Raw genomic sequence first — 13,350 nt, 5'->3', positions numbered from 1 at the left:
CAAAGGTCCGTTTCAGTTCGACGCGCGGTCCCCGGTCACCTCCGGGGACAGCGCTCTATCATCCGACGGTCAGAGACCGGTGTTCACGTCGATCGTGCTGCCTGCCTCAAGCGCCACGTAGGCCTTCTTGACATCGCTGCGCACGCCCGGGCGACCGCGGAACCGCTTGGTCTTGCCCTTGGTGATCGCGGTGTTCACGGCCTTGACCTTGACGCCGAACAGCGCCTCGACGGCATCCTTGATCTGCGGCTTGCTGGCCGACTTGGCGACCTCGAACACGACCGCGTTCGCGGTCTCGCCGATCATCGTGGCCTTCTCGGTGATGATCGGGCGAACGATCACGTCATAATGCTCGGGCTTCGTGGTGTCCGTCGCGCTCATTTCAGTCGGGCCTCCAGGGCTTCGACACCGGCCCGCGTGATCACCAGCGTGTCACGCTTCAGGATGTCATAGACGTTGGCGCCCATCGAGGGCAGCACATCGACGCCGTCCAGGTTGCGGGCAGCGCGGGCAAAGTTCTCGTTGATGCTGGCGCCGTCGATGACCAGAACCCGCTTCCAGCCCTTTTCGCTGATCGCCTTTGCCACCGCCGAGGTCTTGGCTTCGGCAAGATCCAGATTGTCCAGGATCACCAGCTCGCCGCTCGCGGCCTTGGCCGACAGCGCGTGCTTCAGCCCCAGCGCCCGAACCTTCTTGGGCAGGTCGAACGCATGGCTGCGCGGAACCGGGCCCTTGTAGATTCCGCCCTTGCGGAAGATCGGCGCCTTGCGGGATCCGTGGCGTGCGCCGCCGGTCCCCTTCTGGCGATAGATCTTCTTGGTAGAATACGACACCTCGGACCGGCCCAAAGTCGAATGGGTGCCAGCCTGGGCCTTGGCGCGCTGCCAGCGCACCACCCGGTGCAGGATGTCCGCACGCGGCTCCAGCCCGAAGATGTCGTCGGCCAGATCGATGTCCCCGGCGCTGCCCGAGGACAGAGACGTCACGTCGAGTTTCATTCCTTGTCTCCTTCCGGCGCGGCGTCGCCCTCGTCGCCCGTCGCGCTGGCGGCTTCGGCTTCGGCGGCAGCAATGGCGGCGGCTTCGGCCTCGGCGGCAGCCTGACGCGCGGCTTCCTCTTCGGCGGCGGCGGCGGCGGCGGCTTCCTCGGCGATGCGACGGGCCTCCTCGGCCATCGACCGCAGGCCGGCCGGGTAGATCACGTTCTCAGGAACCGGCTTCTTGACCGCATCCTTGATCGTGACCCAGCCGCCCTTGGAACCGGGCACCGAGCCCTTGACCATGATCAGGCCGCGGTCGCTGTCGGTCCGCACCACCTGCAGGTTCTGGGTGGTGACCCGCACCGCGCCCAGATGGCCGGCCATCTTCTTGCCCTTGAACACCTTTCCGGGGTCCTGGCACTGGCCGGTGGAGCCGTGCGAGCGGTGGCTGATCGACACGCCGTGGCTGGCCCGCAGACCGCCGAAATTGTGCCGCTTCATGGCACCGGCGAAACCCTTGCCGATCGAGGTGCCGGCGATGTCGACATACTGGCCGGCGAAGTAATGGTCGGCGGTGATCTCTTCGCCGACGTTGATCAGGTTTTCCGCGGCCACGCGAAATTCGGCGATCTTGCGCTTGGGCGCAACATTCGCCTTGGCGAAATGCCCGCGCATCGGCGCCGACACGCGCTTGGCCTTGGCCTCGCCTGCGCCCAGCTGGACGGCGACATAGCCGTCACGCTCGGCGGTGCGCTGCGCGACAACCTGCAGGCTGTCGACGTGCAGCACGGTCACGGGCACCTGGCGCCCGTCTTCAAGAAACAGCCGGGTCATGCCCAGCTTCTTGGCAATCAGACCAGTTCGCAGCATGATGCTCCCCTCAGACCTTGATCTCGACATCCACGCCGGCGGCGAGGTCGAGCTTCATCAGGGCGTCCACGGTCTGGGGCGTCGGGTCGACGATGTCCAGCAGCCGCTTGTGGGTGCGGATTTCCCACTGGTCGCGGGACTTCTTGTCGATATGGGGGCCGCGCAGGACGGTGAACTTCTCGATCTTGTTCGGCAGCGGGATCGGGCCGCGAATGGTCGCGCCGGTCCGCTTGGCGGTGTTCACGATTTCCAGCGTGCTGGCGTCCAGCACCCGGTAATCGAACGCCTTGAGCCGGATACGGATGGTCTGGCTTTGCATCGATGCATCCCTCGTAACGGGGATTTCAGTCGAGAGGCTGACCACGCACCACGCGGGGCCAGCGTCGGACCTGTCTGAAAAACTGCAAGGCCGCCCCCATAGCGGGCGGCCTTCGCAGGTGCAACCGATTCTGCGCGAGTGGACTGAACCGGCGGCGATGCGGGCTTATGGCGAGCGGTAGCCGCCGAGTCAAGGCGTCTGCACACAACGAGATGTTCGCGGCTTGTCCGGGGTCCGGGCACTTCGTGAATGGCCCATTATCTTCGCTGCTAGGCTCGCATAGCCGGTACCGCGGTACATCCGGGCCGCAGGCCTAGATCACCCCCATGCGCGACCGTTCCAGCAGATCATGAACACGGAATAAGGCCGCCCGGTGGGGCGGCCTTCGGGTTCTTGTGCAGCAGCGCCGCAGGGTCAGATCACTCGAGGATCTTGGAGACCACGCCGGCGCCGACGGTGCGGCCGCCTTCGCGGATGGCGAAGCGCAACCGCTCCTCCATCGCGATCGGGGCGATCAGCTCGACCTCGAACTTCAGGTTGTCGCCCGGCATCACCATCTCGGTGCCCTCGGGCAGCTTCACCGTCCCGGTCACGTCCGTGGTGCGGAAGTAGAACTGCGGGCGGTAGTTGGCGAAGAACGGCGTGTGCCGCCCGCCCTCCTCCTTGGTCAGGATGTAGGCCTCGGCCTCGAACTTGGTGTGCGGCTTGACCGAGCCCGGCTTGCACAGCACCTGGCCGCGCTCCACCCCGTCGCGGTCCACGCCGCGCAGCAGCGCCCCGATGTTGTCGCCCGCCTCGCCGCGGTCCAGCAGCTTGCGGAACATCTCGACGCCGGTGCAGGTCGTCTTCTTGGTCGGGCGGATGCCGACGATCTCCAGCTCGTCGCCGACATTGACCGCGCCACGTTCCACGCGGCCGGTCACCACGGTGCCGCGGCCGGAGATCGAGAACACGTCCTCGATCGGCATCAGGAACGGCTGGTCGATCGCGCGTTCCGGGGTCGGGATGTAGGCGTCGACCGCCTCGATCAGGGCACGGATCGAGTTCTCGCCGATCTCCGGGTCACGGCCTTCCAGCGCCGCCAGCGCCGAGCCCTTGATGATCGGGATGTCGTCGCCCGGGTAGTCGTAGGAGGACAGCAGCTCGCGTACCTCCATCTCGACCAGCTCCAGCAGCTCCTCGTCGTCGACCTGGTCGACCTTGTTCAGGTAGACGACCATGTAGGGGATGCCGACCTGGCGGCCCAGCAGGATGTGCTCGCGCGTTTGCGGCATCGGGCCGTCGGCGGCGTTCACGACCAGGATCGCCCCGTCCATCTGCGCGGCGCCGGTGATCATGTTCTTGACGTAGTCGGCGTGGCCGGGGCAGTCGACATGAGCGTAGTGGCGGTTCGGGCTCTCGTATTCCACATGCGCGGTCGAGATGGTGATCCCCCGGGCCTTCTCCTCGGGCGCGCCATCGATCTGGTCATAGGCCTTGAACTCGCCGAAATACTTGGTGATCGCCGCCGTAAGGGTCGTCTTGCCGTGGTCGACGTGACCGATCGTCCCGATGTTGACGTGCGGTTTCGTCCGTTCGAATTTTGCCTTTGCCATTGCAAAGCTCCTTGAATCTCTGGGGTGAGGCGGGCGGGGGCAAGCCCCGCCGCGCGCGTCAGGCGTATTTCTTCTGGATCTCGTCCGAGATGTTCTGCGGCACGGCCTCGTAATGGTCGAACTGCATCGTGAACACCGCCCGACCCGACGACATCGACCGCAGGTTGTTGATGTAGCCGAACATGTTCGCCAGCGGCACCATCGCGTCGATGACGTTGGCGTTGCCGCGGGTGTCCTGACCGCGAACCATGCCGCGGCGGCTGGTCAGGTCGCCGATGATCGATCCCGTGTATTCCTCGGGTGTCACGACCTCGACCTTCATGATCGGCTCGAGCAGCTTGGCGCCGGCCTTCTTCAGCCCCTCGCGCATGGCGGCCCGCGAAGCGATCTCGAAGGCCAGAACCGACGAGTCGACATCGTGGAACGCCCCGTCGACCAGCGCGACCTTGAAGTCGATCACCGGGAACCCGGCCAGCGGACCGGAATCCATCACCGACTTGATTCCCTTCTCGACGCCCGGGATGTATTCCTTGGGCACCGAGCCACCGACGATCCGGCTCTCGAAGCTGTAGCCCTCGCCCGGCTCGGTCGGCTGGATCTCCAGCTTGACGCGCGCGAACTGGCCGGTGCCGCCGGTCTGCTTCTTGTGGGTGTAATCGATGTCGGCCGGCTGGCTGATCGTTTCGCGATAGGCCACCTGCGGGGCACCGATGTTCGCCTCGACCTTGAACTCGCGCTTCATGCGATCAACGAGGATGTCGAGGTGCAGTTCGCCCATGCCCTTCATGATCGTCTGCCCGGATTCCAGGTCGGTCTCGACCCGGAAGGACGGGTCCTCGGCAGACAGGCGCTGCAGGGCCAGGCCCATCTTTTCCTGGTCGGCCTTGGACTTCGGCTCGACGGCGATCTCGATCACCGGCTCGGGGAAGGTCATGGTTTCCAGCACCACCGGCTTGGCGGGATCGCACAGCGTGTCGCCCGTGGTGGTGTCCTTCAGACCGGCCAGCGCGATGATGTCGCCGGCGAAAGCCCCCTCGATTTCCTCGCGGTTGATGGCGTGCATCACCATCATCCGGCCGACACGCTCGCGCTTGCCCTTGGTCGAGTTCAGCATCTGGTCACCCTTCTTGAGGGTGCCCGAGTAGATGCGCGTGAAGGTCAGCGAGCCCACGAAGGGGTCGTTCATGATCTTGAACGCCAGCGCCGAGAACGGCGCCTCGTCGGAAGCCTCGCGGGCGATGTTGCGCTCTTCCGCCTCGTCGTCGGGCGAGAAGCCCATCAGCGTCGGCACGTCGACCGGCGCCGGCAGGTAGTCGATGACGGCGTTCAGCAGGGGCTGCACGCCCTTGTTCTTGAACGACGACCCGGCCAGCACCGGGAAGAAGGTCATGGTCAGCGTCCCCTGGCGGAGCAGCTTGCGCAGCGTCGCCTCGTCGGGCTCGTTGCCCTCCAGGTACTGCTCCATCGCGTCGTCGTCCATCTCGACGGCCAGTTCGATCATCTTGCCGCGCCATTCGTCGGCCAGATCCTGCAGATCGTCGCGGATCGGCTGACGGACCCAGCTTGCGCCGAGGTCTTCACCCTTCCAGACCCACTCTTCCATCTTGATCAGGTCGATGATGCCTTCCAGCTTGTCCTCGGCCCCGATCGGCAGGACGATCGGGCACGGCGTGCCGCCGGTCCGGTCCTTGATCATCTGGACGCACTTGAAGAAGTCGGCGCCGATCTTGTCCATCTTGTTGACGAACACCAGCCGCGGCACCTTGTAGCGGTCGGCCTGGCGCCAGACCGTCTCGGTCTGCGGCTCAACCCCGGCATTGGCGTCCAGCAGCGCGATCGCGCCATCCAGCACGGCCAGGGACCGCTCCACCTCGATGGTAAAGTCGACGTGGCCGGGGGTGTCGATGATGTTGAAGCGATACTTGGTGTCGCTCGTGCCCTCGGTGGTCGGGTCCTCCTGGCGCTGCCAGTAGGTGGTCGTGGCGGCCGAGGTAATGGTGATCCCGCGCTCGGCTTCCTGCTCCATCCAGTCCATCGTCGCGGCGCCGTCATGGACTTCGCCGATCTTGTGGGACTTGCCGGTGTAGAACAGGATGCGTTCGGTCGTGGTGGTCTTGCCGGCATCGATGTGGGCCATGATGCCGAAATTGCGGTACCGCTGCAGCGGATATTCGCGTGCCATGATGGCTCCTTACCAGCGATAGTGGCTGAACGCCTTGTTGGCGTCGGCCATCTTGTGGGTGTCTTCGCGCTTCTTCACGGCGGTGCCGCGGTTGTTCACCGCGTCGGCCAGCTCGCCGGCCAGCCGCTCTTCCATCGTGTGCTCGTTGCGCTTCTTCGAGGCGTCGATCAGCCAGCGGATGGCCAGCGCCTCGCGGCGGACCGGACGGACTTCGACCGGGACCTGATAGGTCGCACCACCAACCCGGCGCGAGCGGACCTCGACCGACGGCTTCACGTTGTCGAGCGCCTCGTGGAAGACCTCGATCGGCTCGCGCTTAAGGCGTCCCTCGACGCGCTCGAGCGCGTTGTAGACGATGCGTTCGGCGATCGACTTCTTGCCGTCGACCATCAGGTTGTTCATGAATTTCGTAAGCACGCGATCGCCGTACTTGGCGTCGGGCAGGACTTCGCGCTTTTCAGCGGCGTGACGACGGGACATCTCTCAAACCCTCACTTCGGACGCTTGGCGCCGTATTTCGAACGACGCTGACGACGATCTTTGACGCCCTGGGTATCCAGAACACCGCGCAGGATGTGGTAGCGCACACCCGGAAGGTCCTTGACCCGGCCGCCGCGGATCAGCACGACGCTGTGTTCCTGCAGGTTGTGCTTTTCGCCCGGAATGTAGCTGATCACCTCAAACCCGTTGGTCAGCCGCACCTTGGCGACCTTCCGCATGGCTGAGTTCGGCTTTTTCGGTGTGGTGGTGTAGACGCGCGTGCACACGCCGCGCTTCTGTGGATTTCCCTGCAGGTGCTGCGACTTGGATCGCTGCACCTTGGGCTGCCGCGGCTTGCGGATCAGCTGCTGGATCGTCGGCATTCGGTTCCCCGCCTTGCTTTCGTCAATACTCGCACCCGGGCCTAGGCGCGCCACTTCTCGACGACATTCTGCGCCCATCGCAAAATGCCCAAACCCATCCAACCCCGGACAGGGCGGGACGGGCGGATATTCCAGAGGATCGGGGCAGGTGTGGCCCGGATCATGACCAAAAAGGTTCTGGGCCCCGCGCGGTTTCCCGGCAGGTGTCGGCGCTATACGGAGATTCCTCCAGGGTGTCAACGCCGCCGCCGCGGCGGCGCGGGGCTGAGCAGCCTACCCGGCCGGCGGCTCTCCGAAGCGGCGGACCCCCTGGTCGATCGTGGGCAGATGCAGGCGGAACCGGTTTGCCAGCATCTCCGACACCTGGTCCTGCGGAAGCATCCAGGGGTAGCCCGCCCCGATCGCGCCCGAGTCGTTGTCGTGGTGCAGAACCCGGACGAACCGGGGCTGGTCCGCCAGCACCAGTCCCGGCATGCTCAAGGCGAGTTGCCAATGCGGGAAATGGATCGCGCAGCGATCCACGTCGGGCTGAAGATAGATCGTCAGCGCGGCCGAGGCATTGTGGATGACCTGCGGGCGGGCCCGCACGCCGGTCCCGTCGGCCCTGAGCACGAAGCCACGGCAATAGTCGACGGACACCCGGCCCGCCTGCCGGAACAGCGGCCGGGCGAACCGGAAATCGGCGCGGGCAGCCGCGATGTAATCGGTCGAGATCGCGTCGTCATCATCGTGGCGGAAATGACCCACGACATCGGCGGCCGGATCGACATGCGGGCGGATCGCGGCCATGCATGCCTGCAGATGCGTGTCGCGCGGCCCCACCAGTTCCAGCCTGAGCTGCGGCACCAGCCGGGTCAGTTCGCGCAGGTCGTCCAGATAGGGCTGGGGCAGGTCCGGTCCGGTCATCACCACCAGCGTGAAATCCGGATCGGTCTGCGCCAGCAGCCCCGGCAGCGCCACGTTCTCGAACCAGAACCAGCGGCGCGCCAGGCGAGCGGGGTCATAGAGAAAGGCGCGGCGCTCCTGCAGGGTCGCGTGTTCCTGCTGGAACGCCGGGGCGCCGAGATGGGAGAACCGGCACAGGCCCAGCATCTGTACCCGCATCAGCTGCCCCCTCTCAGGCGGGTTTCCCGCCAGATCGAATACAGCCCGGCGAGCACGATGAGGGTGGCCCCGATCAGCGTCCAGCCGTCGGGGCGCTCGTCGAAGAACACATAACCCAGCGTAGCCGCAAAGATCAGCGACGTGTAGCGGAAGGGCGAGACGAAGGCGACCTCGCCCACCCGCATCGTCGCCACCGCGGTCAGGTATCCGCCGGAGAGAAAGAGCGCCGCCAGCCCGAGCCAGCCGACTTCGGGGATCGTGGGCAGGCGCCACGGGACATCGGACGGCATGACGAACGCACTTGCGGTCACCGCAAGGGCGGCGTGGAAGGCAACGGTGCTGGACCGGATTTCAGGCCCGAGGCTGCGGGTGGTGATGTCCCGCAGGACGATCATCAGAACCGCACCGAGCGCCACAACCGACCACAGGTTGAACGCGGCGGTGCCGGGGCGCAGGATCAGCAGCACCCCGGCGACGCCCACCGCCACGGCTGACAGACGCCGCCAGCCAATCCGTTCCCGAAAGGCGACGGCGGCCGCCAGCATCACCAGCAATGGCAGCGACTGCATGATGGCCGACAGACTGCCCAGCGCCATGTGCTGAAGCGCAGTGAGGTACAGCAGGGTCGAAGCAACCTCGCCCAGCGTCCGCACGGTCAGCAGCCTGCGGTCGCGCCGCAACTCGGGCCGCCAGACGATGCCGCCGTCGCGCTGCGCGATGAACCACAGCAGGATCAGAACAAGCGCCCCCCGCACCAGAATGGCCTGCGGCAGTGGCAGCGTCTGGGTCACGTGCTTGATCGCCGTGTCGTTGGCGATGAAGGCCGCCATCGAAGCAACCATCAGGCCGGCACCGCGCAGGTTGTCACCCGCCTGGGTGCGCGCCCTGGGCTCGGACTGGGGTCTGACCCGCCGGTTGACGGAGATGAAAGGGGTGCGCATCGCGTCTTGCTACCTGACCGGATCAGGTCGCCTGTATGCGTCGAGGACCGCTAATGAAAGGCCCTGCGGCGCATTGCCTGCGCCGGGACTTCGGTTGCGGCGGGGGGGCGATAACAGGTGGAGCCGCCGGAACCCACGCGCGCAATGAAAAGGCCCGGCGTGATCGCCGGGCCTTTCTTCACTGTACGGGATCACTCCTCGGGCGGGATCACTCCTCGGGCGAGGTGATGACCTCGTCGATATCGACGTCGGCGGCACCCGTGTCGGCGGCCGGTTCCGGGGCGGCCAGGGCAGCCGCGGCCTCGGCTTCGGCGCGGCGCATCTCGATGACCTCCTTGTCGCGGTCCTCGGCAATCCGGTTGATCCGGTGCGTCGCTCCGCCGGTCCCGGCCGGGATCAGCCGACCGACGATGACGTTCTCCTTCAGCCCGACCAGCTTGTCGCGCTTGCCCTGGACCGCAGCCTCGGTCAGCACGCGGGTGGTTTCCTGGAACGACGCCGCCGAGATGAAGCTGCGGGTCTGCAGGCTCGCCTTGGTGATGCCCAGCAGCACCGGCTCGCCGCTGGCGGGGCGACCGCCCCGGGCCTCGATCTTGGCGTTCTCCTCCTCGAACTCGTCGCGATCCACGTTCTCGCCCTTCAGCAGCGTGGTGTCGCCGCTGTCGAGGATCTCGATCTTCTGCAGCATCTGCCGCACGATCACCTCGATATGCTTGTCGTTGATCTTGACGCCCTGCAGGCGATAGACGTCCTGCACCTCGTCGATCAGGTAGTCGGCCAGCGCCTCGATCCCCATGATCCGCAGGATGTCGTGCGGCGCGGGGTTGCCGTCCATGATGTACTCACCCCTCTGCACGAAGTCGCCTTCCTGCACCGGGATGTGCTTGCCCTTGGGCACCATGTACTCGACAGGCTCCAGGTTCTCGTCCGACGGCTGGATGATCACCCGGCGCTTGTTCTTGTAGTCCTTGCCGAACTTCACCGTGCCGTCGAGTTCGGCGATGATCGCGTGGTCCTTGGGGCGCCGCGCCTCGAACAGTTCCGCCACCCGCGGCAGACCGCCGGTGATGTCCTTGGTGCGGGCACCCTCGCGGGGAATCCGGGCGATCACGTCGCCGGGCCTGATTTCCTGCCCGTCCTCGATGGACAGGATCGCGTCCACGGACATCTGGTAGCTGACCGGATTGCCCTGTTCGTTGCGGACCGGCTCGCCATCCTCGCCCATGATGATGACTTCGGGCTTGAGGTCGCTGCCTTTCGGCGCCGACCGCCAGTCGGTCACGATCTTCTGGGTCATCCCGGTCGCGTCATCGGTGTCGTCGCGCACCGACAACCCGCTGAGCAGGTCGACGAAGCGGGCGATGCCGCCCTTTTCCGCGATGATCGGCAGGGTATAGGGGTCCCATTCGAACAGCTTGCCGCCCCGCGCGACGTGGTCGCCGTCCCGCACCAACAGCTTGGAGCCGTAGAACAGCTTGTGGCTGGCCAGGGCCGTGCCGTGCTCGTTCACGACATGCAGCTGCATCGAGCGGCTCATCACGATCAGTTCGCCGGCGGCGTTTTCCAGAACCGCCTCGTTCTCGAACTTGACCGTGCCGTCCTGGTTCGCGGCGATGAAGGACTGCTGCCCGCCCTGCGCGATGCCGCCGATGTGGAAGGTCCGCATCGTCAGCTGGGTGCCCGGCTCGCCGATCGACTGGGCGGCGATGATCCCCACCGCCTCGCCGATATTGACCAGCGTGCCACGGGCCAGGTCGCGCCCATAGCACAGCGCGCAGACCCCGTCCTCGGCCTCGCAGGTCAGCGCCGAACGGATGCGAACCGCCTCGACCCCCGCCGTCTCGATGGCGTCGGCCTTGCGTTCGTCGATCAGCTCGTTCTTGCGGACCAGCACCTCGTCGCCACCCGGAACAAGGACATCCTCGGCCGCGACGCGGCCCAGCACGCGTTCGGACAACGGCGCGATGACCTCGCCGTCGTTGACCGCCGCGGACGCGGTGATCGCGTGATCCGTGCCGCAGTCATGGTCGCGGATGATGCAGTCCTGCGCGACATCGACCAGACGCCGGGTGAGATAACCCGAGTTCGCGGTCTTCAGCGCGGTGTCGGACAGCCCCTTGCGGGCGCCGTGGGTCGAGTTGAAGTACTCGAGAACGGTCAGACCTTCCTTGAAGTTCGAGATGATCGGCGTCTCGATGATCTCGCCCGAGGGCTTGGTCATCAGGCCGCGCATGCCGCCAAGCTGCTTCATCTGGCTGACCGACCCCCGCGCGCCCGAATGGGCCATCATGTAGACGCTGTTGGGTTCGGGTTCGGCGCCCTTCTCATCCTTGGTGTTGGCCGAGATGGTCGCCATCATGGCGTCGGTCACACGGTCGTTGCACTTGGACCAGGCGTCCACGACCTTGTTGTACTTCTCGCCCTGGGTGATCAGGCCGTCGAGATACTGCTGCTCGAACTCCTTCACCTGCTCCTGCACCTCGCCGACGATCGACCACTTGTCGTCGGGAACGACCATGTCGTTCTTGCCGAAGCTGATCCCGGCGCGGAATGCCTCGCGGAAGCCCATGGACATGATCTGGTCACAGAAGATCACCGACTCCTTCTGGCCGCAGTAGCGGTAGACGGTGTCGATGACGTTCTGGACGTCCTTCTTGCGCAACAGGCGGTTGACCAGATCGAACGGGGCCTTGGCGTTGCGGGGCAGCAGCGCGCCCAGACGGACCCGGCCGGGTGTCGTCTCGAACCGCTTCAGGACCTCGTTGCCGTCCTCGTCGATCTGGGGAATGCGCGCGGTGATGCTGGCATGCAGATGCACCTCGCCCGCCGCAAGGGCGTGCTCGACCTCGTCGACCGAGCCGAACACCATCCCCTCGCCCTTCATGCCCTCGCGCAACATGGTGGTGTAGTAGAGCCCCAAGATCATGTCCTGCGACGGCACGATGATCGGTGCGCCGTTGGCCGGCGACAGCACGTTGTTCGTGGACATCATCAGGACGCGCGCTTCCAGCTGCGCCTCGAGGCTCAGCGGAACGTGCACGGCCATCTGGTCGCCGTCGAAGTCGGCGTTGAAGGCCGAGCAGACCAGCGGGTGCAGCTGGATCGCCTTGCCCTCGATCAGGATCGGCTCGAACGCCTGGATGCCGAGGCGGTGCAGCGTCGGCGCGCGGTTCAGCAGCACCGGATGTTCGCGGATCACCTCGTCCAGGATGTCCCAGACCTCGGGACGTTCCTTTTCCACCAGCTTCTTGGCCTGCTTGACGGTGGAGGAATACCCCTTGGCCTCGAGCCGCGAGTAGATGAACGGCTTGAAGAGCTCGAGCGCCATCTTCTTCGGCAGGCCGCACTGGTGCAGCTTCAGCTCCGGCCCGGTCACGATGACCGAGCGGCCCGAGAAGTCGACGCGCTTGCCCAGCAGGTTCTGGCGGAACCGGCCCTGCTTGCCCTTCAGCATGTCCGATAGCGACTTCAGCGGGCGCTTGTTGTTGCCGGTGATGACGCGGCCGCGGCGGCCGTTGTCGAACAGCGCGTCCACCGATTCCTGCAGCATCCGCTTTTCGTTGCGGACGATGATGTCGGGCGCGCGCAACTCGATCAGCCGCTTCAGGCGGTTGTTGCGGTTGATCACCCGGCGGTACAGGTCGTTCAGGTCCGAGGTCGCGAACCGGCCGCCATCCAGCGGAACCAGCGGCCGCAGCTCCGGCGGGATGATCGGGATGACGGTCAGCACCATCCATTCCGGCCGGTTGCCCGAATCCAGGAAGCTCTCGACGATCTTCAGCCGCTTGATGATCTTCTTAGGCTTCAGCTCGCCGGTCGCCTCCTTCAGCTCCTCGCGCAGCTGATCGGCGGTCGCCTGCAGGTCGATGTTGGCGAGCATCTCGCGGATCGCCTCGGCGCCGATATTGGCCGTGAAGGCGTCGGCGCCGTACTGGTCCTGCGCGTCCAGGAACTCTTCCTCGGACAGCAGCTGACCATAGGTCAGGTCCGTCAGACCCGGCTCGATCACGACGTAGTTCTCGAAATACAGGATCCGCTCGAGATCGCGCAGCGTCATGTCCAGCATCAGGCCGATGCGGGAGGGCAGCGACTTGAGGAACCAGATATGGGCGACCGGCGAGGCCAGCTCGATATGGCCCATGCGCTCGCGCCGGACCTTCTGCAGCGTCACCTCGACGCCGCATTTCTCGCAGACCAGGCCGCGATACTTCATGCGCTTGTACTTGCCGCACAGGCACTCGTAATCCTTGACCGGCCCGAAGATGCGGGCGCAGAACAGCCCGTCGCGCTCGGGCTTGAAGGTGCGGTAATTGATGGTCTCGGGCTTCTTCACCTCGCCGAACGACCAAGCCAGGATTTCCTCGGGAGAGGCGAGCGAGATCTTGATCTCGTCGAACTGGCGGGGCGCGGCGACCGGGCTAAACGGATTGGTGGACAGTTCCTGGTTCATCTTTCGATCCTTGTGATGGAGCAGAGGGGGTCAGAGGGCGCAGCGCG

11 protein-coding genes are annotated in these 13,350 nt (G+C 65.6%); all 11 read right to left on the bottom strand.

Annotated features, from left to right (window positions below):
* Nucleotides 1-69: 69 nt before the first annotated feature.
* Nucleotides 70-381 (bottom strand): 50S ribosomal protein L23, encoded by a 312-nt coding sequence (locus Q0938_RS09285; RefSeq protein ID WP_299361290.1) that lies wholly within the window; start codon nt 379-381, stop codon nt 70-72.
* Nucleotides 378-998, bottom strand: coding sequence for a 50S ribosomal protein L4 (gene rplD, locus Q0938_RS09280; RefSeq protein ID WP_299361287.1), 621 nt, complete (start codon nt 996-998; stop codon nt 378-380). The genes Q0938_RS09285 and rplD overlap by 4 nt, the downstream gene beginning before the upstream one ends.
* The gene (rplC, locus tag Q0938_RS09275) at nt 995-1,849 is read right to left on the bottom strand and encodes a 50S ribosomal protein L3 (RefSeq protein ID WP_299361286.1); all 855 of its coding nucleotides are present in this window, start codon (nt 1,847-1,849) and stop codon (nt 995-997) included. Before rplC ends, rplD begins: the two co-directional genes overlap by 4 nt.
* A 10-nt stretch (nt 1,850-1,859) precedes the next feature.
* Nucleotides 1,860-2,168 (bottom strand): 30S ribosomal protein S10, encoded by a 309-nt coding sequence (gene rpsJ / locus Q0938_RS09270; RefSeq protein WP_299361284.1) that lies wholly within the window; start codon nt 2,166-2,168, stop codon nt 1,860-1,862.
* 419 nt (nt 2,169-2,587) lie between these two features.
* Nucleotides 2,588-3,763: an elongation factor Tu gene (gene tuf / locus Q0938_RS09265; protein ID WP_299361282.1), complete on the bottom strand. Its 1,176-nt coding sequence runs from the start codon at nt 3,761-3,763 to the stop codon at nt 2,588-2,590.
* A 58-nt stretch (nt 3,764-3,821) separates the two neighbouring features.
* Nucleotides 3,822-5,945 (bottom strand): elongation factor G, encoded by a 2,124-nt coding sequence (fusA, locus tag Q0938_RS09260; RefSeq protein ID WP_299361281.1) that lies wholly within the window; start codon nt 5,943-5,945, stop codon nt 3,822-3,824.
* A 9-nt stretch (nt 5,946-5,954) separates the two neighbouring features.
* Entirely contained in the window at nt 5,955-6,425 is a 471-nt protein-coding gene (gene rpsG, locus Q0938_RS09255; protein ID WP_299361279.1) for a 30S ribosomal protein S7, read from the bottom strand.
* A gap of 11 nt (nt 6,426-6,436) precedes the next feature.
* Complete coding sequence (rpsL, locus tag Q0938_RS09250) at nt 6,437-6,808, bottom strand: 30S ribosomal protein S12 (RefSeq protein WP_073068257.1); 372 nt, start codon at nt 6,806-6,808, stop codon at nt 6,437-6,439.
* A gap of 273 nt (nt 6,809-7,081) precedes the next feature.
* Nucleotides 7,082-7,912, bottom strand: coding sequence for a glycosyltransferase (locus Q0938_RS09245; protein WP_299361269.1), 831 nt, complete (start codon nt 7,910-7,912; stop codon nt 7,082-7,084).
* Complete coding sequence (locus tag Q0938_RS09240; protein ID WP_299361266.1) at nt 7,912-8,853, bottom strand: DMT family transporter; 942 nt, start codon at nt 8,851-8,853, stop codon at nt 7,912-7,914. The genes Q0938_RS09245 and Q0938_RS09240 overlap by 1 nt, the downstream gene beginning before the upstream one ends.
* A 208-nt stretch (nt 8,854-9,061) precedes the next feature.
* Nucleotides 9,062-13,303 (bottom strand): DNA-directed RNA polymerase subunit beta', encoded by a 4,242-nt coding sequence (gene rpoC / locus Q0938_RS09235; protein ID WP_299361263.1) that lies wholly within the window; start codon nt 13,301-13,303, stop codon nt 9,062-9,064.
* Nucleotides 13,304-13,350: the final 47 nt, after the last annotated feature.

The organism is uncultured Paracoccus sp., from assembly GCF_947496875.1.
Lineage (GTDB): Bacteria > Pseudomonadota > Alphaproteobacteria > Rhodobacterales > Rhodobacteraceae > Paracoccus.
This window is presented reverse-complemented; position numbering and strand designations above follow the sequence as displayed.